The sequence below is a fragment of the Alloalcanivorax dieselolei B5 genome (assembly GCF_000300005.1).
Taxonomy (GTDB): Bacteria; Pseudomonadota; Gammaproteobacteria; order Pseudomonadales; family Alcanivoracaceae; genus Alloalcanivorax; species Alloalcanivorax dieselolei.
This window is the reverse complement of the sequence record NC_018691.1, coordinates 4,583,283-4,607,349: the sequence shown is the minus strand read 5'-3', so window position 1 is coordinate 4,607,349 and position 24,067 is coordinate 4,583,283. Positions and strand designations below refer to the sequence as shown.

Annotated in this window: 23 protein-coding genes, 1 pseudogene and 1 riboswitch; of the genes and pseudogenes, 16 read left to right on the top strand and 8 right to left on the bottom strand. The window is 64.4% G+C overall.

Annotated elements, in window-relative coordinates:
* Nucleotides 1-18: 18 nt before the first annotated feature.
* Both B5T_RS20625 and B5T_RS20620 read right to left on the bottom strand, forming a co-directional pair.
* Nucleotides 19-2,169: a metallophosphoesterase gene (locus B5T_RS20625; RefSeq protein WP_014996465.1), complete on the bottom strand. Its 2,151-nt coding sequence runs from the start codon at nucleotides 2,167-2,169 to the stop codon at nucleotides 19-21.
* Nucleotides 2,166-3,917 (bottom strand): alkaline phosphatase D family protein, encoded by a 1,752-nt coding sequence (locus B5T_RS20620; protein ID WP_014996464.1) that lies wholly within the window; start codon nucleotides 3,915-3,917, stop codon nucleotides 2,166-2,168. Before B5T_RS20620 ends, B5T_RS20625 begins: the two co-directional genes overlap by 4 nt.
* Before the next feature lie 278 nt (nucleotides 3,918-4,195).
* Between B5T_RS20620 and B5T_RS20615 the strand changes: the two genes are divergently transcribed.
* The 5 genes from B5T_RS20615 (at nucleotide 4,196) to B5T_RS20600 (ending at nucleotide 7,702) form a co-directional block, all read left to right on the top strand.
* Nucleotides 4,196-4,876, top strand: coding sequence for a response regulator transcription factor (locus B5T_RS20615; RefSeq protein WP_014996463.1), 681 nt, complete (start codon nucleotides 4,196-4,198; stop codon nucleotides 4,874-4,876).
* Nucleotides 4,869-6,146 (top strand): sensor histidine kinase, encoded by a 1,278-nt coding sequence (locus tag B5T_RS20610; protein WP_041717165.1) that lies wholly within the window; start codon nucleotides 4,869-4,871, stop codon nucleotides 6,144-6,146. The genes B5T_RS20615 and B5T_RS20610 overlap by 8 nt, the downstream gene beginning before the upstream one ends.
* A gap of 106 nt (nucleotides 6,147-6,252) precedes the next feature.
* Nucleotides 6,253-6,540, top strand: a complete 288-nt coding sequence (locus B5T_RS23545; RefSeq protein WP_014996461.1) for a class I SAM-dependent methyltransferase — start codon at nucleotides 6,253-6,255, stop codon at nucleotides 6,538-6,540.
* 21 nt (nucleotides 6,541-6,561) lie between these two features.
* A complete protein-coding gene (locus B5T_RS23540) occupies nucleotides 6,562-6,972 on the top strand; it encodes a class I SAM-dependent methyltransferase (RefSeq protein ID WP_014996460.1) in 411 nt (136 codons plus the stop codon).
* Nucleotides 6,965-7,702, top strand: a complete 738-nt coding sequence (locus B5T_RS20600) for a lipopolysaccharide kinase InaA family protein (protein WP_081586932.1) — start codon at nucleotides 6,965-6,967, stop codon at nucleotides 7,700-7,702. The genes B5T_RS23540 and B5T_RS20600 overlap by 8 nt, the downstream gene beginning before the upstream one ends.
* Here the strand turns inward: B5T_RS20600 and B5T_RS20595 are convergent.
* From B5T_RS20595 to cobT, 3 genes are read right to left on the bottom strand one after another with little or no spacing between them, the layout of a single operon-like run.
* Entirely contained in the window at nucleotides 7,609-8,355 is a 747-nt protein-coding gene (locus tag B5T_RS20595) for an adenosylcobinamide-GDP ribazoletransferase (protein ID WP_014996459.1), read from the bottom strand. The two genes, B5T_RS20600 and B5T_RS20595, sit on opposite strands and share 94 nt — an antisense overlap.
* Complete coding sequence (locus B5T_RS20590) at nucleotides 8,352-8,966, bottom strand: histidine phosphatase family protein (RefSeq protein ID WP_014996458.1); 615 nt, start codon at nucleotides 8,964-8,966, stop codon at nucleotides 8,352-8,354. Before B5T_RS20590 ends, B5T_RS20595 begins: the two co-directional genes overlap by 4 nt.
* 2 nt (nucleotides 8,967-8,968) lie before the next feature.
* The gene (gene cobT / locus B5T_RS20585; protein ID WP_014996457.1) at nucleotides 8,969-10,036 is read right to left on the bottom strand and encodes a nicotinate-nucleotide--dimethylbenzimidazole phosphoribosyltransferase; all 1,068 of its coding nucleotides are present in this window, start codon (nucleotides 10,034-10,036) and stop codon (nucleotides 8,969-8,971) included.
* A gap of 151 nt (nucleotides 10,037-10,187) precedes the next feature.
* Here cobT and cbiB point away from each other — a divergent pair, with 151 nt between their 5' ends.
* The 11 genes and pseudogenes from cbiB to B5T_RS20530 all read left to right on the top strand — a co-directional run bounded on the left by cbiB (nucleotide 10,188) and on the right by B5T_RS20530 (nucleotide 22,436).
* Nucleotides 10,188-11,111, top strand: a complete 924-nt coding sequence (cbiB, locus tag B5T_RS20580) for an adenosylcobinamide-phosphate synthase CbiB (protein WP_041717163.1) — start codon at nucleotides 10,188-10,190, stop codon at nucleotides 11,109-11,111.
* A complete protein-coding gene (cobD, locus tag B5T_RS20575) occupies nucleotides 11,108-12,145 on the top strand; it encodes a threonine-phosphate decarboxylase CobD (RefSeq protein ID WP_014996455.1) in 1,038 nt (345 codons plus the stop codon). Before cbiB ends, cobD begins: the two co-directional genes overlap by 4 nt.
* Nucleotides 12,146-12,407, top strand: a riboswitch (cobalamin riboswitch).
* A gap of 158 nt (nucleotides 12,408-12,565) precedes the next feature.
* A complete protein-coding gene (locus B5T_RS20570) occupies nucleotides 12,566-14,443 on the top strand; it encodes a TonB-dependent receptor domain-containing protein (RefSeq protein WP_014996454.1) in 1,878 nt (625 codons plus the stop codon).
* Nucleotides 14,444-14,500: 57 nt separating this feature from the next.
* The gene (locus B5T_RS20565; RefSeq protein ID WP_014996453.1) at nucleotides 14,501-15,370 is read left to right on the top strand and encodes a cobalamin-binding protein; all 870 of its coding nucleotides are present in this window, start codon (nucleotides 14,501-14,503) and stop codon (nucleotides 15,368-15,370) included.
* Nucleotides 15,371-15,413: 43 nt separating this feature from the next.
* A complete protein-coding gene (locus B5T_RS20560; RefSeq protein WP_041717800.1) occupies nucleotides 15,414-16,349 on the top strand; it encodes a FecCD family ABC transporter permease in 936 nt (311 codons plus the stop codon).
* Nucleotides 16,346-16,861: pseudogene (locus tag B5T_RS20555) on the top strand (ABC transporter ATP-binding protein); the annotation flags it as partial. The gene B5T_RS20560 and the pseudogene B5T_RS20555, both read left to right, overlap by 4 nt.
* A 484-nt stretch (nucleotides 16,862-17,345) precedes the next feature.
* On the top strand, nucleotides 17,346-18,668 hold the full coding sequence (locus B5T_RS20550) for a cobyrinate a,c-diamide synthase (RefSeq protein ID WP_014996450.1): 1,323 nt from the start codon (nucleotides 17,346-17,348) through the stop codon (nucleotides 18,666-18,668).
* The gene (gene cobO, locus B5T_RS20545; RefSeq protein WP_014996449.1) at nucleotides 18,661-19,272 is read left to right on the top strand and encodes a cob(I)yrinic acid a,c-diamide adenosyltransferase; all 612 of its coding nucleotides are present in this window, start codon (nucleotides 18,661-18,663) and stop codon (nucleotides 19,270-19,272) included. Before B5T_RS20550 ends, cobO begins: the two co-directional genes overlap by 8 nt.
* 89 nt (nucleotides 19,273-19,361) lie before the next feature.
* Nucleotides 19,362-20,798 carry a cobyric acid synthase gene (locus B5T_RS20540; RefSeq protein ID WP_041717799.1) on the top strand — a complete coding sequence of 479 codons (1,437 nt, stop codon included), beginning with the start codon at nucleotides 19,362-19,364 and terminating at the stop codon, nucleotides 20,796-20,798.
* A gap of 264 nt (nucleotides 20,799-21,062) precedes the next feature.
* Nucleotides 21,063-21,512: an RrF2 family transcriptional regulator gene (locus tag B5T_RS20535; protein ID WP_041717161.1), complete on the top strand. Its 450-nt coding sequence runs from the start codon at nucleotides 21,063-21,065 to the stop codon at nucleotides 21,510-21,512.
* A 27-nt stretch (nucleotides 21,513-21,539) separates the two neighbouring features.
* Nucleotides 21,540-22,436: an NAD(P)/FAD-dependent oxidoreductase gene (locus B5T_RS20530; RefSeq protein ID WP_014996446.1), complete on the top strand. Its 897-nt coding sequence runs from the start codon at nucleotides 21,540-21,542 to the stop codon at nucleotides 22,434-22,436.
* 28 nt (nucleotides 22,437-22,464) lie between these two features.
* On the opposite strand, the gene B5T_RS20525 is transcribed toward B5T_RS20530, so the two are convergent.
* From B5T_RS20525 to fdxA, 3 genes are all read right to left on the bottom strand, one after another.
* Nucleotides 22,465-23,241 (bottom strand): ferredoxin--NADP reductase, encoded by a 777-nt coding sequence (locus B5T_RS20525; protein ID WP_014996445.1) that lies wholly within the window; start codon nucleotides 23,239-23,241, stop codon nucleotides 22,465-22,467.
* A gap of 100 nt (nucleotides 23,242-23,341) precedes the next feature.
* Nucleotides 23,342-23,662, bottom strand: coding sequence for a DUF971 domain-containing protein (locus tag B5T_RS20520; protein ID WP_014996444.1), 321 nt, complete (start codon nucleotides 23,660-23,662; stop codon nucleotides 23,342-23,344).
* 61 nt (nucleotides 23,663-23,723) lie between these two features.
* A complete protein-coding gene (fdxA, locus tag B5T_RS20515) occupies nucleotides 23,724-24,047 on the bottom strand; it encodes a ferredoxin FdxA (protein ID WP_014996443.1) in 324 nt (107 codons plus the stop codon).
* Nucleotides 24,048-24,067 lie beyond the last annotated feature (20 nt).

Sequence of the window (24,067 nt, the reverse complement as noted above, 5' to 3'; positions counted from 1 at the left end):
GGAGCAATAATGTTTCCGCTAACCAAACAAACCGGACAGCAGGTCCCGCAATAATCCGGTGATCGGCGACAGCAGGTTGCGGAGAAAATCCAAAGGCCCTTCCAGCACCGTATCCAGTATCGTGGTGATCTCCCGCACCAGGGTGGACAGCACCGAGGAGAGAAAATCCCCGGGCAGGGCGGGGTAATCTTCGGCTCCGGGAATCTTGTTAAGCCAGAGCACATCGTTGACCAGATGCTCCAGGGTTTGCTGAACCGTTCCCACCAGCTCGTCACCGCCGGCGCTGACGTCCAGGGCCACCAGTTGTTCCAGAGTGTTGGCCAGGCCGAGGGTGACCGTGGACAGTACCGAAGTGAGACCGGCGAACACTGGTACCTCTTCGGGCATGACTTCTTCAATGCCATCGAGGATGTTATGCAGATTGCGGGACAGCTCCACCAGGGGGCCGGCAATGAAGGCGATGTCGTCCACCGTGCTGCCTTCTCCCGGCTCGGTTTCGCCGCTGCCGATCCCCGCGGCCAGGGCCTGGAAGGCACCGCCCAGTTGATCGAACGGCGCCGGCAGGCTGCTGGTATCGATGGCCTGCAGTTGCTCGGCCGCGGCCAGCACCGCTTCCACCGACTGAGTGATTTCACTGCTGTCACCGTTGACGATGGCGGCGGTGGCCGCATCCAGGGCGTTCAACAGAATGTCCATGCCGGCGATCAGTTGATCCAGCGTTTGCCGCATTTCCGGCGGCAAGTCCGCGCCGGCTTCGGTGAAGCCTGATACCAGGGCCTCGCGCAACTCCTTCAGCGGGCCGGTGAAGGTAGCGTCGAAGTCCTCCGGCAGAGGCAATGGCAAGGCGCCGTCGCCGATCGGCTGGCCGGTAAAGTCATTGCCGGGAGTAAGGCCGGTTTTCGCTTGTTTGTCATAGCAGTGCGTGAACGCCGGGGTCAGTTCGTCGTCGCCGTTGATGACGCCGAGCCCTTCCGCGTCTTTATCCACCACATAGACTTCCAGGCAGAGAGACGCCGGTGTTTGCTTGTCCTCATCCGCTTCGCTGGCTTGCAGCCACATGAAACCGTACTCGTCGCCTTGCTGGAACAGTGCGTCGTTGCGTTGCGGATCGTCGATGGAGCGATGCTTGCCGGCGGCGCCGCTGACCATGAATTCAGTGCGGCCGCAGGAGGACGGTACGCCTGACAGCACCTGCAGATCATGATCGTGACCGGCCAGGAAGAAGTCGGCCTGATCGCACACCGCCTCTTCCATGAACGCCTTCCAGCGGGTGCCGGCCAGCACCGGCAAAATCTGATGCGGCACGCCGTCGTAGTTGCCGGCATTGCCGTGGGAACCATTGGAAAGATAAGGGTGATGCGCCATGGCGATCTTGAACACCGCATTGGAACCGGCCAGCGCGTTCACGGCCCAGTTGCGCTGGTCCACGCCATAAGTGTGGTAAGCGTAGGCGATGTTCGGGTCAGCGAAGCCGCCGGCGATGGGATTGGAGTCCAGGGCGAAAAAGTCCACCAGCGGGCGGCCGTCGCGGGCGGTCGGTGCCGGGGTATGCCGATAGTACCGGTCCGGCATTTTCCAACGGTTTGAGAGTCTGCCATCAAAATAATGGTAGTCGACCTGGAACTCGCCGCGGGCGTTGCCGGCACCATCACCGCCGACGTAACCGGTATTGTCGTGGTTGCCAAGCACCATGTAGAACGGCAATTGGATCGGCTCGAACGGCTTTTCGAATTTCTCCTCGAACTGGGGATCGTCGACGCTGGTGACCCCGGATTCGTAGATGTTGTCGCCCAGCCCCAGGGCGAGGTGGCAACCGGCGGCGGGGGAGGCTTCGTTCATGCCGCCTTTGCGGTCGCAGACGGCGGCAATGGCTTCCCCCACCGCGTACTGGCCCGACGAGCCGCTGCCGGAATCGCCGATTACGATGAAGCGTAATGCCGCCAGGGGTTCCGGCTCAGGTTCAGGTTCGGGATCCGGATCCCCGTTGCCGCCATCTCCATCGCCGCCGTCACCGCCGTCACCACCATTGCCGCCATCGCCGCCATCACCAGGCACGTTAGGATCGGGATTGGTCCCGCCGCCGGAGTCACTGCCGGAAGAGCCTCCCCCTCCGCAGGCGGCCAGAGTCAGAGCTGCCAGCAGGGGCAGCAGCGTCCATAGGGGCTTCATGATTTTACCTCTTCCTGGTTGTGCTCGACGGGAGGATGGAACAGGGCGGTGCGCAACGTTCGGGGGCGGGATAGCGGCAGGTCTTCCTTGATGCGGCTGCTGCCGCTTTCCACCGCCACGACCTTGGTCAGCCGATCGTTGAGCTGACCGCGCAGGTCATAGGAATCGATGCTGTTGACGTAATGGAACTCGGCCTGGGCGCGGCCGCGGGTCACATCCACCAGAATAAAACCGTGGGTTTTCAGTTCGGTGTAACGAATGTGCGGATTGACCACCGGAAGCGCGACCGAGGCCAGCTCCGCCAGGCCGTCGGGGAAGCCGGGGCTGGTCACCGAAGGCGCGACGAACTCCGCCGCCAGCGGGCGAGCAAACAGATCGCCCACCAGCACGGCGGGATTGCGGTACAACTCGTTGGCCCAGGAGGTGTGAATGTCCCCGGTGAGCACGACCACGTTATCGATCCGGTTGTCTTCGAGGTGCTTGAGAATGGTGTCACGGTCGGCGGTATAGCCGTCCCACTGATCCATGTTGACGGCCAGCAGCTGGCCCTTCATGTCCGGGGTCAGGCCGGGGATTTCGAGAATATTGAGTTGAGCGAACATGACCTGCTGGCCGATGAAGCGCCAGTGCCCGCGCGCGTTGTCGAGCCCGGCGAGCAGGAAGTCCATTTGCGCCTTGCTGATCAGGCGGCGATCCGGGTCATTGCGGTTCGGGTCCAGTGAGCCGGCCACCGCCGGCAACGGTTCGTCACGACTGTCCAGCCGGGTATCCAGCAGGGTCAGATCGAGCAAATCGCCGAAGTGGAAGCGGCGGTAGATGATGTCCGTGTTGCCCGGCTCGCGGGGACGGATCGGCATCCACTCAAAATACACGTCGCGGGCGGCGCTTTTACGCTGTTCCCAGACGCCTTCGGTGAGAGGGTCGTGGTTCTCGGCGCCGCCGTGCCAGCTGTCGTTGGCGGACTCATGATCGTCCCAGATCGCGATCATGGGGAACTGCTGGTGCAGCGCCTGCAGATCCTCATCGGTCTTGTACTGGGCGTGGCGCCGCCGGTAATCCTCCCGGGTGACGATTTCGTGAGGCGGATCGGGGACGCGTTCAGGAAAGTCGCCGTACTCGCCGGCGCCGTATTCGTAGATGTAATCTCCCAGATGCAGCACGAAATCCAGGTCGCCCAGTTCCGCCACCGCTTTGTAGACCGAGAAATAGCCGTTGGGGAAATTGGAGCAGGACACCACCGCGAAGCGGGCCCGATCAATAGCCTTCCAGGACGCCGGGAAAGTGCGGGTGCGGCCCACCGGCGAGTACCGCTGCCCCACCTCGAACCGGTAGTAATACCAGCGGCCGGGCAGCAGCCCGGTGGCATCCACCTTGACGCAATAGTCGCCATCGGCGCTGGCCACGGCCTGGTACTGAGCCACCACCGCGGTCATGGCGGGATCCGTGGCGACGGTGGCGGTGACCGTTACCTCGACGTCTTCCTCGGGAGTGATCCGCGTCCACAGGATCACTTGGGTGGAGAGCGGGTCGCCGGATGCCACGCCATGCAGAAAACGGACGTTGGGCGGTACCGGGGTTTCCGGCTCCGGTGAGGGTGGCGGCGTGTCGGGGTCCGTGGGCTGGTTGGGTGTTTCGGGATTGCCGGTGGGCGCGCCGCCGTCACCACCGCTGCCTCCGCCACAGCCGGCCAATGCCAAAGTGCTGCCTGCCCCGAGTGCTCGCACCAGAGCGCGACGTTTGTGATCCATGCTGATCCCCGCTGAAAGACGGTCAATAAATGCCCCCAAGAGTAGGCAGGGAATTGCACCGGCACCGTGGCTCTTGCGTTTAGTACCGTAGTGCCATGTTTCGGTTTGTAAGGGCCCAGTTAAAGGTGACAAGGGGATGAAAAATGGATGAAGAATGGCGAATGCAGACCGGGTCTGGTGGAACGTAATCGGGGACCGGAAGGTCTTCTCTCTGAGTGTTTGTCACTCAGGCCGCCGTTCGCGCGGCGTCAGACTGACCTGAAGTGTCGGAGAACGATGTGCGTATTCTGGTCATTGAGGATAACCCGGACATTCTGGCCAACGTCATGGATTACCTTCAACTGAAGGGGTTCACGGTGGATTGCGCCCGGGACGGGGTCAGCGGATTGCACCTGGCGGTAACCCAGCCGTTCGATCTGATTCTGTTGGATATCATGCTGCCCGGTATGGACGGCTATCAGCTGTGCGAACGGCTGCGCCAGGACGCCTGCGTGACCACGCCGATCATTATGCTGACCGCCCGTGATGCGTTGGACGACCGGGTCAAAGGATTGCGTACCGGGGCCGATGACTATCTGATCAAGCCGTTTGCGCTGTCGGAGCTGGTGGCGCGTATCGAAGCCGTGCTGCGCCGGTGCCAGGGCGACCTCAAGCGCCAGTTGCAAGTGGCGGATCTGTGCTACGACCTGGATACACTGGAAGTGACCCGGGCCGGACAGTCGTTGAAGCTGAATCCGCTGGCCTTGAAGCTGCTGGAAGTGTTGATGCAAAAGAGCCCGGCGGTAGTGCGCCGGGAGGCCCTGGAAGCGTCGTTATGGGGTGAAGATCCTCCGGACAGTGACAGTTTGCGCAGCCATATCCATCAGTTACGCCAGACCGTGGACAAACCCTTCGAGCGAGCGCTTCTTCAGACCGTTCACGGCATTGGTTATCGACTCTCGGATCGGGCCGATGTCTAGCCGGCAGCCGTTCGTTCGGCGCTTGGTGATTGCCTTTACGTTGATGACACTGGTGGTCAGCGGGCTGTTTTCGTCTGGCATTTTCTTCTCCGTTCATTTTGTCGAGAAGCATCTGATGTCGGAGGAAATGGATCGTAAGATGGATGCGATTCTTTCCGATGATTCGTTGGCGCACTCTTCATCGCGGCTGGACGTCAAGACCCGTTTCTACAGTGATGCCGGCGCGGGTTTGCCGTCGGCGCCCTGGATGATGACGCTGACCGCCGGCTTTCACGAGTTGGAGCGTGGCGGCGAAGCGTATTACGCCTATGTGCGTGATGAGGGAGGGCATCGTTATCTGCTGTTGCAGGAGCAGCAGGAATTCGAAGCCCGTGAGCAGGCATTGTTCCAGGTGGTCGCGGTGGGCTTTCTGCTCAGTGTGGTGGCCGCTTGTCTGCTCGGTTGGTTACTGGCAAGAAAAGTGATGGCGCCTTTGGTGAAGCTGGCCTGGCAGGTGCGCCAGGAAGACCGCTTGCTTTCCCATTCGCCGCCCCTGGCCCTGCATTATGCCGACGATGAAATCGGACATCTGGCGGCGGCCTTCGATGCCACGCTGCGGCGCCTGCATGAATCCCTTGAGCGCGAGCGCCTGTTCACCGGGGATGTCAGTCACGAACTGCGCACGCCGCTGATGGTGATCGCCGGCAGCTGTGAATTGCTGGCGGCCCGGCCACTGGCGGAGCGGGAGCGGGAACAGGTGGAGCGCATCGCCCGCTCGGTCAAGGAAATGCACGGTCTGGTGGACACTTTCCTGATGCTGGCGCGCAACGATCCGAAGGATTCGGCCTTCGCCGCCGACGCCACTCTTGGGCAGGTGGTGGAAGAACAGTGTGCACGCTGGGCGCCTCAGATTCGTGCCAAGGGGCTGGATTTTCAGGTGCGATACCCGCATGGCGGGGACGGTAACGCCAGTGCCTACAACCAGACGTTGCTGGGAGCGGTTCTGGGCAACCTGCTGCGCAATGCCTGCCACTACACCGAGAACGGCGGCGTCATACTGACGGTGTTGACGCATGGCTTCAAAGTGGAGGATAGCGGCTCCGGCATCCCCGAAGCGGAGCAGGTGACGGTTTTCCAGCCGTTCGTGCGGGGAAGCGGCGCCCGGGGCGAGGGCATGGGGCTCGGCCTTTCGTTGGTGAAACGGATCTGTGCCAGCCAGGGCTGGCGTATCTCGGTCACCTCCCTGCCAGCGGGGGGCTGTTGTTTTCAGGTGTCGTTGTCATCGTCCTGATTTTTTCCGAAAAATGCCCACTTAACGAAATTTTGACATCTCTTTGACGAGTGTTTCAGGCCGGTTTTTCTACTGTTATGGCTGATATTCCCAATGGAGTAGAGCCATGTCGGATTCCCGGCCGGTGGAACTGGAATTTTCCAGCAAGTACGACCTGCAACACGCCGAACACTATCTGAACAAGCACCAGGATGGCTGGTCCCGCCGGCTGTCCAACTGGCGCGATCAACAGCTCGCGCGGCGTGCCCTGAAATGGGCCGGTGAGCCCCGGGTGGTGTTGGACCTGCCCTGCGGCGCGGGCCGTTTCTGGGCCACTCTGGCCGAGCATCCGAGCCGGGAGATCCTGGCCGCTGACTACTCCGCCGACATGCTCGATGTGGCGCGCCGCTATTAGGGGCGTGAAAGCCAGGGACGGGTGCGGACCTTGCAAACGTCGGCGTTCTCCATCGATCTCGATGACACCAGTGTGGATTGCGTGTTCTGCATGCGTCTGCTTCATCACGTCGCCGACGCGGAAAACCGAACGACGATGTTGCGCGAGTTTCACCGGGTCAGCCGCGATACGGTGATCCTGTCCCTGTGGGTGGATGGCAATTACAAAGCGTGGCGCCGCCGCCGTCTGGAACAACGTCGCGAGCAGGGTCGCAACTATGGTCACAACTACAGCCGCAACCGTTTCATCATCGCCCGGGAGCAAGTGGAGCAGGAATTCCATGATGCCGGCTTCGACATTGTCGGCCATCAGGATTTCCTGCCGGGCTACGCCATGTGGCGGGTCTACACCCTGCGCAAGAGCGATACCGCCACCGGGAGCAGAGATGACTGAGTCAACCTTCCGCTACTGGTGGCAACGCCATGGGCCCTGGGTGGAGCCCGCCAACCAACGGCGGGGTGGTGAAAGCGGCGTCCAGTATCTGCAAGTCGAGGGGGATGGCGCGCCGGGGCTGTATTGCAAACGGCAAACCGGTCATTTGTATCGCTCGCTGCGGTATCCGCTGGGACGCCCCACCGTGATCCGTGAGGCGGAGGCTTACCGGGCCTGGCGGGCTTTGGGCATCCCCTTGCCGGCGCTACGCTATGCCGGTGCCCGGCGCGAGGCAGGGGAATGGCGCGCGCTGCTGGTGACGGAGGAACTGACCGGCTTCATCAGTCTGGATCAATGGTATGCGCAGGCGTCGCGCGCGGAACAGGAGCGGCATGCCATGCTCCATGATCTGGCCACCATTTTGGCGCGGCTGCACACCGCCGGTTGGCAACACGGCTGCCTTTACGCCAAGCATGTGTTCGTCAATGTGGGGCGCGGCCGGCCGCGGGTGGCGTTGATCGATCTGGAAAAGAGCCGCCGCCGGTTCCGGCGGGCCACCGCGTCATGGCGCGATCTGGATCAGTTCGGCCGTCACCGTGGCGTCATGCCGGAACGGGACTGGGCCTGGTTCCTCGAGCAGTACCGGCGGGCCTGGGATCACAACAGCAAAGCGGCGGCCAGCAGAACAAGGGTTTCCACCACCTCGATCAAGGCGCCGGCGGTGTCCCCGGTGAAACCGCCCAGCCGCTGACGGAGCACGCGTACGGCGGCCCAGGTGACGAACACGCTGATTAGCACCCAGGCGGCACCGGCCAGTCCGCCGAGCAGTACGGCAAGCAGCGCGGTCAGCGCCAGGGCCACGGTGACCTTGTCCCGGGGCAGGTGGTCCGCGCCGGCCCGGCCCAGTCCCTCCGGGCGGGCGTAGGGCAACAGCAGGAACAGTGAGGCGCCGGCCGCGCGGGCCAGCACCGGGGACAACAGCAGCGGCAGCGACCAGCCCAGATCCAGCAGTGTCCACAACGCCAGGGATTTGCCCAGCAGTACCAGCACCACGGCGCATACCCCGGCGGGGCCGCTGGCCGGATCCTTCATGATGCGCAGGGTGCGCTCGCGATCGCCGTAGCCGCCGAGCCAGGCGTCGGCGCTGTCCGCCAGGCCGTCCAGATGCAAGGCGCCGGTGATCAGCACCCAGGCCGCCACCAACAGAATGGCCAGTGGTGTGCTTTGCCAATGCAGCCAGCCGCCGGCGGCGCCGCCGAGCCACAGCAGCAGCCCGACGATCAGCCCCACCAGGGGATAACACGCCACCGCCAGACCCTGATCGCGATCGTCGGGCGCCCGGTTCAGCCCGCTGGGCAGGCGGGTCATCAACGCCAGGGCGGTGCTTAGCGGTGTGGGTATCATGGCGTCAGCCCGTGGCTGAGCAGGCAGCCGAGACGGCCGTGTTCGGTGTCGTCCAGCCGTACCCGGCTGCGGCCGGCGTAGGGGATATAGAGACGCGCCATGGCCCGCGACGGGGCCAGATCCAGTACCGAAGCCAGTATCATGCGGATCATGCCGCTATGACCCACCAGCAGCACGCGCTGTCCCGATAAGCGGTCGGTCCAGTGTTGCCAGGCGCTGGCTACGCGGGCGTGAAATTCGGTCAGGGACTCGCCGTTGGGGGGCGGGTGGCGTTCGCCGTCGGCCCAGAATGCCGCCAGCCGCTCGCCGTCCCGTTGCGCCAGTTCGGTGGGGGTGAAGCCTTCCCAGTCACCGAAGTGGATTTCCTTCAGTTGCGGTTCCACGTGCAAAGGCAGGCCCTGTTGTCGCGCCACTTCCTCGGCGAAGGCGCGGCAACGCAGCAACGGCGAGCAGAGCACCGCGTCCCAACGCTCTTCGGCGCCGATGGCGGCGCGCATCTGCGCCCAGCCAGTGGTGCTGAGCGGGTCGTCCCGGTGTCCACGGTAGCGGCGCCCGCCTTCCGGTTCGCCATGGCGGATCAGGTCCACCCAGGTGGTCGTTTCAGTGCCCATCGCTACTGTCCTTTGCTGATGCCCGCGTCCTGGAACGACGCCATCTGGTTATGCAGGGCGCAGGCCTGGCGCAACAGAGGGACCGCCGTGGCCGCGCCGCTGCCTTCGCCAAGCCGCATGTCCAGCCGCAGCAGCGGATCGGCGTCCAGCGCGGCCAGGACCCGGGCGTGACCGGGCTCGGCGGACTGATGGGCAAAGTGCAGCCAGTCCGCCAGGCCCGGCTGCAACCGCGTTGCCGCCAGCGCCGCCACCGACGCGATGAAACCGTCCACCAGCACCGGGATCCGGGCCTGGGCGGCGGCCAGGAAGGCGCCAGCCAGGGCCGCCACCTCAAAGCCGCCGAGGGAGGCGAGTACCGTCAGTGGCTGGTCGGCCTCGGCAACGGTATCGCGATGACGTTGCAGCGCCCGATGCAGCACCGCCACCTTGCGGCGGATACCGTCCGCATCAAGCCCGGTGCCGGGACCGGCCAGGCTCTCCGGCGCCAGGTCCAGCAGGGCACAGGCCACCGCCGCCGAGGCGGTGGTGTTGCCGATACCCATCTCACCGCCAATGAACAGCTCGGCGCCGGCCTCTGCCGCCCGTTGCACGGCGGCCTGTCCGGCATGTAAGGCGGCCTGCAGTTGTTCGGTGCTCATCGCCGGTGCCGTCGCCAGATTGGCGGTGCCGGGCGCGATTTCCGCCATCACGACTCCGTCACGGGCGGGTAACGGGTGAGCGGTACCGAGATTGACCACTTCCAGCTCCGCGCCCAGATGGCGGGCCAGCACGCTGATGGCGGCACCGCCGTTGACGAAGTTGGCGATCATCTGACCGGTCACTTCCTGAGGGAAAGCGGACACGCCCTCGGCGCAAACGCCATGATCGGCGGCGAATACCACGATGCGTACGCGGTCCACCGCCGGCCGGGGGCGTTGCTGTTGCGCGCTCAGCGTAATGGCAAGCTGTTCCAGCCGCCCCAGGGAACCGGCGGGTTTGGTGAGGCAGGCCTGACGCTGCCGGCCTTGCTTCAGAAGATCCGGGCTCAGGGACGGCGGTGATTGCCGCCAGAAAGGGGGAGAAAGGGACACGGGGTCATCCATTGGCAAAGAGCAAAATGGTCGGCACGGTCGGGAGGGCTGTCAAGGGAAGAAAGTCTGACGTCTGACTAGCCGGCTAGGCCCACCCCGCCGCCCACGCTAGACTTGGCGCCTCTTTTTACTGGGATGGTCTGCAAAATCCATGGGCGCCTGGCTTTGCGTACTGGCAGTTTTACTGGACACCGCGTTTGGGGAGCCCCGGCGCGGGCATCCGTTGGTGGTGTTCGGCGGCTGGGCCTCGGCCCTGGAGCGACGCTGGAACCGGCGGCCCGACCGGAGCGTGGGAGCCGGTTTCCAGGCGACGCTGTTGCTGGTGGGCGGTCCGGTGCTGGTGGCCGCGTTCTGCCAGTGGTGGTTGCCACCGTTGCTGTTATGGCCGCTGCAGGTACTGGTGCTGTGGTTGGCGATAGCGCCGCGCAGCCTGCATGAGCACGCGCTGGCGGTGGCGCGGCCGCTGGCCGCCGGTGATCTGCCCGCCGCCCGTGCCGCCGTGGGACACCTGGTGAGCCGCGACACCGCCGCTCTGGATGAAACCGGCGTCGCCACCGCCGCCACCGAGTCGGTGCTGGAGAACGGCGCCGACGCCGTGTTCGCCAGCCTGTTCTGGTTTCTGCTGGCGGGTCTGCCTGGCGTGGTGGCCCATCGCGCCGCCAACACCCTGGACGCCATGTGGGGGTATCGCACCGAACGTTACGAGTATTTCGGCAAGGCCGCGGCCCGTCTGGACGACGTGCTCAACTGGGTGCCGGCGCGACTCACCGCGTTGAGCTACGCGCTGTGTGGACGCACGCGGTTGGCGCTGTCCTGTTGGCGCCGGCAAGCCGGGCAGTGGTCGAGTCCCAATGCCGGCCCGGTGATGGCCGCTGGCGCTGGGGCGCTGGGCGTATCGCTTGGCGGCGGCGCGCCCTATCACGGCCAATGGCGGCAACGGCCCGTGCTGGGTGCCGGCCCGGCGGCGGAGGCGGCGACCATCAAGGCGTCGCTGCGGCTGCTGCGCAGAGCCCTGGGATTGTGGTTGCTGCTGGCGGTGACCGGAAGTGTGTTGCTGTCGGTGGGGAGCCTATGAGCCGGGACTGGGAACGCGATCACGGTGGCGGCCGCCGGGCGGCGTCCCGGCTTTGGCGGCGCCCGGAGGCGGACTGGCTGGACCTGTCCACCGGCATCAATCCGAACGGCTGGCCGGTGCCGCCGCTGCCGCCGGAGGTGTGGCAACGGTTGCCGGAGCCGGCCCCGGAACTGGCGGACCTGGCCCGCCAATGGGTGGGCGCGCCGTCGACGGCGGCCTGCCTGGCGGTGCCGGGCAGCCAGGCGGCGATTCAGCAGCTGCCGCTGCTGCGCGCGCCTGGCCGGGTCGGCGTGCCGGTGCCCGGCTATGGTGAACACGCGCTGTGCTGGCGGCGGGCCGGTCATCAGGTGCGCGGTCTCGACAGCGAGCAGGTAGAGGCGGCGCTGGACCAAATGGATGTGCTGGTCTGGATCAATCCCAACAACCCCAGCGGCGAGCGGTTGTCGCCGGAACGGCTGCTGGCCTGGTGCCGGCGGCTGGCCGATCGCGGTGGCTGGCTGGTGGTGGATGAAGCCTTTCTCGACGACCCGGCGCTGAGCGTCGCCGCCGATACCGGCATGCCGGGGCTGGTGGTGCTGCGCTCCCTGGGCAAGGTGTTCGGGCTGGCCGGCGTGCGTGCCGGCTGGGTTTTCGCCGAAGCGGCGTTGTTGGAACGGCTGGCGCGGGCGCTGGGCCCTTGGAGCCTGAGCGGCCCTGCCCAGGCAGTGATGGCGGGCGCCCTGGCGGACCACACCTGGCAACGCGAAAACCGGACAGGGCGGCGGCGCGCGGCGCGGCGTCTGGCCATGCTGCTGGAAACAGCGGGGCTCACCGTGGCCGGCGGCACGGATCTGTTCCTCTATTGCCCCCATCCCCGTGCCGCCGCGCTGGCCGAGGCGCTGGCCCGGCAGGGTATTCTGGTGCGGGACTTCGTCCACCCGCCCGCTCTGCGCATTGGCCTGCCACCGGAGCAGGCTGACGCCTGGAAACGGCTGGAGCAGGCCCTGGCCGCGCCGGCGGTGCGGGAAATCATTGACCCGGCGCGACCGGATTGATAGTTTCGCGCCACTTTCGGGTGCCCGGGAGCCTGCCAGGCTACGGGTTAAACGGGAAGTCGGTGAACCTTGGGTTGCGAACAGCCCCCCAAGGTGAATCCGGCACTGCCCCCGCAACGGTGATTGAGTACACCGCGATCCGCGACCGGTCCGGCGCCGGCCGCCACCACTGTGCCTCAGGCATGGGAAGGTGATCGCGGCGGAAGAATGTTCCACCTTCCACCTCATCAGTCCGGATACCGGCCCGAAGGGGAGAGGCTTGCCTCTCCGCCAGGCGTCGCGGTGGGCGGCCGCCGGGTGATGCGAGGGCGCTTCCCGCGCCCGCTTTCGTGGCTTGCCTCCGCCGCCTCTCCCGGATGTCCCGCCGTGACACGACACCATTCGCCGTGCGGGTGAGCACGGCCAGGGGAAATTCGTGCCATGTCCAGATTCAAATTGACTCCGGTGGCCGCCGCCGTTATCGGCCTGTGCGCCACCGCCTCCCATGCCGGGGAAAACCCAACCGATCCTATCTTGCTGGCGCAATTGTCGCTGCCGGAGGTCGAGCCCCACGAGAATCGGCTCGATCCGGTGGTGGTGACACCCAGCATGACCACGCAAACCGCCCGCGCCAGTCTCACGCCGGTAGCGGTGATCGACGAACAAACGCTGCGTGAGCAGCAACCGCTGGAAATGGCGGACATTCTGCGCGCTCAGCCCGGTGTGGATATCGTCGGCAACGGCGCTTTCGGCAAGAGCACCAGCGTCTACATGCGGGGTACTGGCGGCAGCTCCACCTTGCTGCTGCTTGACGGTGTGCGCATCCGCCCCGCCACGGGGGGCACCCCGTCCTGGCAGTTCCTGCCACCGTCCATGATCGACCGGGTGGAAGTGGTGCGCGGCCCGCGCGGCAGTCTCTACGGCTCCGATGCGGTGGGTGGCGTGGTTCAGGTGTTCACCCCGGACGGGCACGGTGATCCCGGTGCCTGGCTGGAGCTGGGTGGCGGCAGCTTCAATACCCGTTCCATCGGTGGTGGTGCCGCCGGTGAGAAAGACGGCACCCGCTACAGCATGGCGGTGAACCGCTTCGATACCGACGGCACCCGCCTGCGCCGGCACGGTGATGATCGCGGTTACGACAACACCTCCGGCATCGTCAAACTGAGCCACCGGTTCGGCGAGCGGGCGGAAATCGGCGTGATGGGATTCCGAGCCGAGGGCAACACCGAGTTTGAACCCGGCACGACCGCCAACCGGGAAGACACGGATTATCTGATCCAGGTGGGCGCCCTGCGCGGTGAATTGCTGGTATCCGACGACTGGCTGATGCAGTTGCAGGTCAGTGAAGCGCGGGATGAAAACGAGAATTTCACCGACGGTGATTTGACCAGTACCTTCAACACCAAGACCCGCGCCGTCAATCTGAAGAACCACTTCGCGGTGAACGATTACGTGGAACTGATCGTCGGTGGCGAGTATCTGCGCGACGATATCGAAAGCACCACGCAATACAGTCTGGACAACCGCGAGAACAAGGCCGCTTTCGCCCAACTGATGACCACCTTCGGTGATCTCGATGCGCAGGCCAGCGTGCGCTATGACGACAACGAAGCCTTTGGCCACAAGAGCACGGGCGGTGTGGCCCTCGGCTACGCCTTGAACCCGCATCATCGCCTTCGTGTCAGTTATGGCACCGCCTTCCGGGCGCCGACCTTCAATGAACTGTACTACCCCGGCTTCGGCAATCCGGACCTGTCGCCGGAGAAATCCGAAAACAAGGAAATTGGCATTCGCGGGCAGTACGGCCGTGGCTTCTGGGACCTGTCGGTATTCCAGAATGATGTCGAGGATTTGATCGCCTCGGAACTGCGGGACGGCAAGTATCTGCCCTACAACGTTAACGAAGCGCGCATTCGCGGCGCCGAACTGCAAACCGGTCTGGATTTGGACCAATGGCGCCTGGCCATGGCGATAACGGTACTGGATCCCAAGGATGAGGAAACCGATGAGCTGTTGCAGCGTCGAAACCGCAAGAGCGTACGTTTCGATGTGGACCGGGATTTCGGCTCCGTGTCGCTGGGCGGCAGCGCGGTGTTCCAGGATCACCGTTATAACGATGCCGCCGCCACCCAGCGTCTGCCGGGCTACGGTTTGCTGGACCTGCGCGCCAGCTGGCGCTTTGCTCCGGACTGGACCACCCGGGTCTCGGTGAAGAACGTGTTCGATAAGGAACACGCCACGGCGCGGAATTACTCCGGTTGGAATTATCTCAACGCCGGCCGCACCGTGTTCGTCAGCGTGCGCTACGATATCCGCTGATCACAACGGGAGAACGTTATGGTGGCCAGGATGGGGCGATGCGGAATGGGACCATGGATGGTGTCGACGGTACTGATCGCGCTGTTGCCCCTGGCCGCCATAGCGGCGCCCCGTTGTGTCGAGGATGATGTCGGCCGTGAGGTCTGCCTGGAACAGCCCGCGCAACGCATCGTGGCGCTGTCGCCGGGCGCGGTGGAGCTGCTGTTTTCCGCCGGTGCCGGTGAGCAGGTGGTGGGCGCGGTGAGCTTCAGCGACGAGCCGCCGGCGGCGCGCAAGGTGCCCCGGGTGGGCAGCTATAAACGGCTGGACCTGGAAGCGATCCTGGCGCTCAAGCCGGATCTGGTGATCGCCTGGCGCAGCGGTAATCCGGCCGCTCAGATCGAACAGCTGGAACGGCTCGGCCTCACCGTCTATTACAGCGAACCGGTCCGCTTCGCAATGATCGGCGGCACTCTGGAACGGTTCGCCAGACTGGCCGGTACCGGGCCGGTGGGCAAGCCGGTGGCGGAGCAGTTCCGCGCCGGTATCAAGGCGCTGCGCGAGCGTCACGACGACGCCAAGCCGGTCACCGTGTTCTACCAGGTATGGGAAGAGCCGTTGATGACGGTGAACGACCAGCACCTGATCAGCGAAGCCATTCGTCTGTGCGGTGGCGTCAATGTGTTCGGCGGGTTGCCGGCGTTGACGCCGCGAATCGGCCGTGAAGCGGTGCTGGGGGCGGACCCGGAGGTGATCATCGCCGGCGGCATGGGCGAGGACAACCCGGCCTGGCTCGATCCCTGGCGCGAGTTCGGTTCGCTCACCGCGGTACGCCGCGACAACCTGTTCTTCGTTCCGCCTTCCACTTTGCAAAGGCCCACGCCGCGCATGCTGGAAGGGACCCGCCGGCTGTGCAAACACCTGGAGCAGGCCCGTGCCCGGCGTTGACGCGCCGGCGCGCGCTTACCCCTGGACCGCTCTGTGGGTTCTGATGCTGGCGGGTGTGCTGGCCATGGCCCTGGCGGTGGCGGTGGGCAGCGTGCCGTTGGGCGCCGCCGATCTGTGGGCGGTATTCACCGGCGGCGGCAACGAACTGCAGCGGGATCTGATCTGGTCGCTGCGTGCGCCCCGGGCGCTGGCGGCGTTCGCCACCGGCGGTTTGCTGGCCCTGGCCGGCGCTCTGATGCAGGTGCTGTTACGCAATCCGCTGGCCGACCCTTACGTACTTGGATTATCCGGCGGCGCTGCCGTCGGCGCGCTTGGCGCCATGTTGTTGGGCGCCGGGGCGGTGCTGGTATCCGGCTCCGCCTTCGCCGGAGCCCTGGTGTCCACATTGCTGGTGTTCGGCCTGGCCCGGGGTGTTGGCAGTTGGACCCCGACCCGATTGTTGCTCACCGGCGTGGTGGTGGCGGCGGGGTGGAGCGCGGTGATCAGCTTTTTGCTAACCATGAGTCCGGCGGAGCGTTTGCCCGGCATGCTGTATTGGCTGATGGGGGATCTCTCTCACGCCGGTGCTCCGGGGTGGGCCTGGTTGGTACTGGTGGTCGCGGTGGCGGCCATGTTGCCGTTGGGGCGCTCACTCAATGTGCTGGCGCGCGGGCCGCTGCAAGCGGCGGCTCTGGGCGTCGCGGTGCGGCCGCTGGAGACCTCGGTGTACGTGCTGGCCAGCCTGGTCACCGCGGTGGCGGTGACCACCGCCGGCAGCGTCGGCTTCGTTGGCCTGATCGTGCCCCATCTGTTGCGTTTGGTGTTGGGTAATGACCAGCGTCTGATTCTGCCCGCCAGCGCCCTGGCCGGCGGCATCTTGCTGACACTGGCGGATACGCTGGCCCGCATCCTGTTGGCGCCGCAGCAATTGCCGGTGGGCGTGATCACCGCGCTGCTGGGGGTGCCGGTGTTCCTGTTCCTGCTGTACCGGAGCCGATGATGAGCGTGCTGGAGACCCGCGAGCTGATCATCGACGTGCCCGGGCGGGTAGCCGGACGGGCGCTGAGTCTGCGCATCGAACCGGGGCAGCGCTGGGGCATTCTCGGCCCCAATGGCGCCGGCAAGACTACCCTGCTGCATACCCTGGCGGGCTTGCGCGCGCCGCGTTCCGGACAGGTGCTGCTGGATGGCGAACCGCTGTCTCAATGGCGCCGCCGCCAAGTGGCGCAACGGCTGGCGGTGGTGTTTCAGGAACGCCAGGACGGTTTCCCCGCCACCGTCCTGGAGACCGCGCTGATCGGCCGGCATCCGTTCCTGCCACCGTGGCGCATGGAAACCGCGGCGGATCTGGAACGGGCCCGGGACGCTTTGCGCCAACTGGATTTGAGCCATTTGGAGCCGAGGCTGGTCAGTACCCTGTCCGGCGGAGAGCGTCAGCGTCTTGCGCTGGCCACGGCCCTGGCCCAACAACCGGCCCTGTGGTTGGCGGACGAGCCCACCAATCATCTCGACCTGCATCATCAGGTGGCGGTGATGCGGTTGTTGGAGCGGCAATCGCAACAGGGCGTGGGCCTGTGTCTGTGCCTGCACGATCTGAACCTGGCCGCGCGCTGGTGTGACCGGGTCCTGCTGCTCTATCCCGACGGTGAGCTGTGCCATGGGCCCGCCGACGCCATGCTGATACCGGAGGCTTTGGAGAAGCTCTACCGGCAACGGCTTATGGTTACCGAAATAAACGGCACCCGGTTATTCCTGCCGGAGTGATTCTCTGACATAGGACCACCGCTGTTCCACAATTCACATGCACGCAACACGCCGGCCATTTTTCACAGGCCGGACTACGCAGCCGCTGTAGGAGCTTGCCTGCAAGCGAACCTCTTGGACCGCAAGCACAATTCGCTTGCAGGCAAGCTCCTACAGCGGCTTCGTAGCGGCCTTTAAAGAAGGTGTTGCGTGTAAGTGGCGTGGGGCAGCAATGACATAAGGACCGCCCTTCATGACACAAGCGGTTTCCCGAGTGGAGGGCTGCGCGCCCGCCGCTCTGATCAGCGCGCCCGGATCGGGGCAGGGCAAGTCCCTGATCACCGCCGGTCTGGCGCGCCTGCACCGCAACGCCGGCCGCCGTGTGCGGGTATTCAAGTTTGGCCCGGATTATCTCGATCCGATGATCCTGGCCCGCGCCAGCGGCGCGCCGGTGTATCAAATACAGCCGTGGATGACCGGCGAAGCGGAATGCCGCTGGCGTCTCGCCGAGGCCGCCCGTGACGCCGACCTAGTGCTGGTGGAAGGGGCCATGGGCCTGTTCGATGGCTCGCCCTCCAGTGCCGATCTGGCACTACTGTGTGGCTTGCCAGTGATTCCGGTGATCGATGCTTCGGGCATGGCGCAGACGTTCGCCGCTCTCGCCCAGGGCCTGGCGGATTACCGGCCGGAACTGCGAGTCCGGCAACTGATCGCCAACCGCGTGGGCAGTCCGCGTCATGGTGAGATGCTGGCCGAAGCATTGCCGCCATCGTTGTCGCTGCTGGGCGCGGTGCCCCGTCATCCGGACCTGGCGTTGCCGGAGCGGCATCTGGGGTTGGTGCAGGCGGAGGAACTGATTGATCTGGACCGGCGCCTGGATGCGGTGGCGGCGGTGCTGGCGGAGGCGGGGCTGGACCGATTGCCGGAGGCGGTGACGTTGAGTGGGGATTGTCCGGCGCCGCCGCCGGCACTGTTGGCCGGCCGCCGCATCGCGGTAGCCAGGGACGCCGCCTTCGGTTTTCTCTATCAGGCCAACCTGGATCTGCTCACCGCCATGGGCGCCGAGCTGTGTTTCTTCTCACCGTTGAATGATCGGGCGCTGCCGGAGGCCGAGGCGCTCTGGTTGCCCGGCGGCTACCCGGAACAGCATGGCGGCGCGTTGTCCTCGAATCTGGCCATTCGGGCCGCGATCCGCGACCACCATCGGCAAGGCAAACCGATCCTGGCGGAGTGCGGCGGGCTGATGTACTGCATGGAGACGCTGGTGGACAGCAAGGGCCGGCGCCACGCCATGCTTGGCCTGCTGCCCGGTGAAGCGCTGATGATGGCGCGCTTGCAGGGTCTTGGATTGCACGCCTTGTCGTTGCCACGGGGGCAACTGCGTGGGCATACGTTCCATTACTCCAGGTTGGAAACGCCACGCGTGCCGGATCAGCATAGTGAAAAACAAAGTGGCACCGGCGGTGAGCTGGTGTTCCGTGAAGGCAATCTGACCGCCAGTTACTTCCACGGCTACTTCCCGTCGGCGCCGGAAGCGGTGGCGGCGTTGTTTGTTGGAGATAAAGACCATGCGTGAAGACGCCAAGACCCCGCAACGCCATGCCGAACGCATGGCGAAAAAACAGAAAATCATGCAGGAACGGATCGCCCGTGCGCGGAACAGCCAGGGCGTGCTGTTGGTGCTGACCGGTCCAGGCAAAGGCAAAAGCAGTTCCGCTTTTGGTATGGCGGCGCGTGCTCTGGGCCATGACATGAAAGTCGGCGTGGTGCAGTTCATCAAGGGCGCGTTCAAAACCGGCGAGGAGCGATTTCTCCGGGCGCAGGCATTGGTGGATTATCACGTCATGGGCGAAGGCTACACCTGGGATACCCAGGACCGCGAACGTGATGTGGCCGCCGCCAAAGCCGCCTGGGCCGAGGCTCGCCGTATGTTGCGGGACCCGGACTACAAACTGGTGGTGCTGGACGAATTGAACATCGCGCTGCGCTACGAGTATCTGGATCTGGACACGGTGCTGGATGATTTGCAGGACCGCCCGGAAATGCAGCACGTGGTGGTCACCGGCCGTTACGCGCCGAAACCACTGATCGAACTGGCTGACACCGTCACCGAGATGAAAGTGGTGAAGCACGCGTTCAAGGATCTTGGGGTGAAGGCGCAGAAAGGAATAGAACTGTGAAGAAAGTTGACAGTGGACAGTTGAAAGTTGACAGCGAAAACCCTGACAGTAGCTGTCAACTATCCACTGTCAACTGTCAACTGACTTTGATGGTGCAGGGCACTACTTCGGATGCCGGAAAAAGCACGGTGGTGGCGGCGTTGTGCCGGTGGCTGGCGCGGCAGGGGGTGGCGGTGGCGCCGTTCAAGCCGCAGAACATGGCGTTGAACAGCGCGGTGACCGAGGACGGTGGCGAGATCGGGCGCTCCACGGCGTTGCAGGCGCTGGCCTGTGGCCTCGCGCCGCACAGTGACATGAACCCGGTGCTGCTCAAGCCGCAGAGCGATCGCGGCGCCCAGGTGATTGTGCGCGGGCAGGTGCTCGGCAACATGGACGCCATTGCCTATCACGATTACAAAAACACCGCCCGCGAGGCAGTGCTGGCGGCGTGGCGTGATCTGTCCGCACGCTATCCGGTGATTATCGCCGAAGGCGCCGGCAGTCCTGCGGAAATCAACTTGCGTGAGAACGACATCGCCAACATGGGCTTTGCCGAAGCGGTGGACTGCCCGGTGATTCTGGTGGCCGACATTGACCGGGGCGGTGTCTTCGCGCAACTGGTGGGCACGCTGGAGCTGCTCTGCGAAAGTGAACGCAACCGGGTAGTGGGTTTCGTCATTAATCGCTTTCGTGGCGATCCGGCACTGCTGCAAAGTGGCCTGGACTGGCTGGAGCAGCGCACTGGCAAACCGGTGCTCGGTGTGCTGCCTTATCTGCATGGCTTGTTGCTGGACGCGGAAGACGCGGTGGCCGATGCCGGTGAGCATGCCGGTGAGGCACTGAATGTGGTGGTACCGGTCTTTCCCCGCATCAGCAACCACAATGATCTGGATCCGCTGCGCTTGCATCCCGGTATCGCCTTGCACCTGGTCGGACCGGGGCAGACGCCGCCACCGGCGGACTGGGTGATCCTGCCGGGCAGCAAACACACCCGTGCCGATCTGCAATGGTTGCGGGAGCAAGGCTGGGAGCCTTATTTACAGCGCCATTTGCGTTATGGCGGGCGGTTGCTGGGCATCTGCGGTGGCTTCCAGATGCTGGGCAGGGCGATACATGATCCGGACGGTATTGAGGGACGTCCCGGCAGCAGCGACGGACTGGGACTGCTGGATATGGAAACCACGCTGGTGGCCGGCAAGCAGCTGCGACAAGTGGAGGCGCGCTTGCTGCCGGGCGGCGAAGCGGTGTCCGGCTACGAAATTCATAACGGCGTCACTGCCGGGCCGGCGCTGCAACGGCCTCTGTTCGATGTGGGCGGACGCCTGGACGGTGCGGTCAGTGACGATGGCCAGGTGATGGGGGGCTATCTGCACGGCCTGTTCGACCGGGCCGGCGTGTGCGATGGGTTATTACAGCCACCGCAAGAGAGCACAACGGATTATGAGCAACACCGGCAGGCGGCTCTGGAGCGTCTGGCGGATGCCATCGAAACGCATCTGGATGCGTCTTTCCTGCGAGGCTATAGCCGCCATCCAGGAAATGCCTGACCGTCTCCGTCGGGGACAGAAGGAGCTACGAAGCCGCTGTGGGAGCCAGCCTGCTGGCGAATTCCGGTCCTCCGGTGTTGGCACATTCGCGTACAGACCCGTGCCTCAATGCAGACAGTCATTCCCAAACAGCGATGAAGCAAAGTTCCTGCTCGACCAGGCGCGTACGTTCATACGGTTCCACACCGACGCAGAAATCGATAACCGGCCTGAAGTGAGGGGCAGGGTTTGCATGCCACGCCTTAATGTAATATTGTTTGTTACATGAAACGAGACAGCAGATTATCAGGTGTGCTCCACGTGCTTCTGCACATGGCGGAAATGGACGGACCGGTTACCTCGGAAGCCCTGGCCGGGATCATGCAGACCAACCCGGTTGTGGTTCGTCGCACCCTTGCCGGATTGCGCGAGCAGGGGCTGGTGACCTCGGTCAAGGGGCACGGCGGCGGCTGGCGTCTGTGCTGCGATCTCGATGCCGTCACCTTGCATGACATCTATGTGGCGCTGGGGGAACCGGTGGTGTTCGCCATGGGTAATCGTTCCGAATCGCCCGGGTGTCTGGTGGAAAAAGCGGTCAACGCTCACATGAACGACGCGTTCCAACAGGCCGAAGCGGTACTGATGGCACGACTGCGTGATGTGACCCTGGCGGATCTTAGCCGGGATTTTCATCGTGGTCTGCAACGACGGGACCCCACTCATTGTTCCTCATGATCATGGCTACCTTTGCCGGAGGCTATTATGTTTGACGTCATTATTATCGGCGGCAGCTATGCCGGCATGTCCGCGGCGCTGCCGCTGGTGCGTGCCCGCCGCAAGGTGCTGGTGATCGACAGCGGACTGCGACGTAACCGCTTCGCCGAGGCCGCCCACGGCATTCTGGGCCAGGACGGGCGCCCGCCCGGAGAGATCGCCGCTGAAGGGAAACGGCAGTTAATGCTCTACCCGGATCTCACCTGGCGCGATGGCGAAGTTGTATCGGCGAGCCCGCTTGATGGCGGATTCGAAGTGGGGACCGCTGACGGCGATCGGTTTTCCGGCCGTTTTCTGATCCTCGCCACTGGCGTTTCCGATACCTTGCCCGATGTGCCGGGATTGAAGGAACGATGGGGACGTTCGGTGTTTCATTGCCCGTACTGCCACGGCTACGAATTGAACCGGGGCGCGCTCGGGGTGCTTGCCAGCGGGCCTATGTCGCTGCATCAGGCGCAATTGATTCCACAGTGGGGGCCCACCACGTTTTTCACCAATGGCGCGTTGACCCTGGACGAGGAGCAGCAGCGCGACTTGGCCCGGCGTGGCGTCACGGTGGAAGCGGAAGCCGTGGTGGCGGTGTCCGGCGATCGGGCCACGGTGGCGCTGAAGGACGGGAGGGCGATGGAACTGGCGGGCCTGTTCGTGGCCACCGAGGTGGCGCCGGCCGGGCCGCTGGCGGAACAGTTGGGCTGCAAGCTGGAGCAAACGCCCATGGGCACCGTCGTCGTCACCGACGACTTCAAGGCGACGTCGATTCCCGGTGTGTTCGCCTGTGGCGATATGGCCCAGGCGGCCAACGTCACTCTGGCGATGGCGGACGGCACCATGGCGGCCATGGGCGCGCACCGGGCTTTGTTGTTCGGTTTGCCGGAAGGCGGCTGACGCCGCCGTCGTCTGGTTTGTGGGCGGCTCATTGCTCCACGAAGGCGCGCTCAATGACGTAATCGCCGGGTTGTCCCTGATGCGCGGACGCCTGAAAGCCACGGGCGTCCAGCATCCTGGTCAGTTCCTCCAGCATTGCCGGGCTGCCGCACAGCATGATCCGGTCGGTTTCCGGGTTCAGTGCCGGCAGACCGAGGTCGTCAGTGAGTTTGCCACTTTCGATCAGGGTGGTGATTCGCCCCCGGTTGCGGAACGGTTCCCGGGTCACGGTGGGGTAGTAGACCAGTTTTTCGCGAATGCATTCGCCGAGAAATTCGTGCGTGGGCAGCGCCTGGTGAATGTAATCGTGATAGGCCAGTTCGCTCACATAACGGACGCCGTGGACCAGGATGATGTTGTCGAAACGGTCGTAAATTTCAGGATCCTTGATGATGCTCATGAAGGGCGCCAGACCGGTTCCGGTGCCGAGTAGGAACAGGTTCCTGCCCGGATTCAGATCGTGTACCACCAGGGTGCCGACGGGTTTGCGGCTGACGATCAGCGCGTCCCCTTCTTGCAAATGCTGAAGCCTTGAGGTCAACGGACCGTCTGGTACCTTGATGCTGAGAAATTCCAGATGTTCTTCATGGTTGGCGCTGGCGATGCTATAGGCGCGCATCAGCGGCTTGCCGTCCAGCTCCAGACCGATCATGACGAAGTGGCCGTTCTCGAAGCGCAGGGCCTGATCGCGAGTGGTGCGAAAGCTGAACAGCGTGTCGTTCCAATGGTGCACACTCAGCACGTTCTCTTTACCAATGGCAGCCATGTCTATCCTCCAATAACAGGCAAAGTTGAACTCGATCCCCTTTGGGGGAGGTTGAATACATGAACGCCGTGATGCAGGCGCCAGCATCCGCTGGTCGGCGTCACGGTGGCGCCTCCGCGCTGTCGCCGAGGCGATAAAGATAGTTCCAGGGAAAACGGCCGCGATCGTGGCCGTCGGAGAAGGTCAATTGCAGGGCGCCGAGATCGGCCATGGCCACGTCCTGGATGGTGATGTCGCCGTCGGCTGGATCAGTGCGGCGCCGCCGGGCCGCTTCGCAGTGCGCGCAGCGGCAGGCACGGCGCAGGGTGGTGCTGGTGAGGCGGGAGATCTCGCCATTTTCCCAGATCAGCTGCAGAGTACGCCCGCCTTTGCGCAGATGGATTTCCTCCGGGGCATTGAGCTCGGTGTGGTATGTCATCATGGTTTCCGGATCCGGGTTGGTTGTCGCCTGGGATAACCTGTCATGACAAGTTGTCGCGCACTCAGCGTTGCAGGTACTGAAGCTTGTCGCCCTTGCCTTCCCAGACTTCGGCGTCGGGCAGGGGCTCCGACGTTTCGGCCAGTACCGGCCAGACCCTGGCCAGCTCCGCGTTCAGTGCCACGAACATCTCCTGCCCCTCGGGCAGTTCGTTGTCCGCATAGATGGCGCTGGCGGGACACTCCGGCACACACAGTGCGCAATCGATACAGACCTGCGGATCGATTACCAGGAAGTTTTCTCCTTCGTGGAAGCAGTCCACCGGGCACACTTCCACGCAGTCGGTGTATTTGCAGCGAATGCAGTTCTCGGTCACCACGAATGTCATCGTCGTCTCCTTGCAGGCAG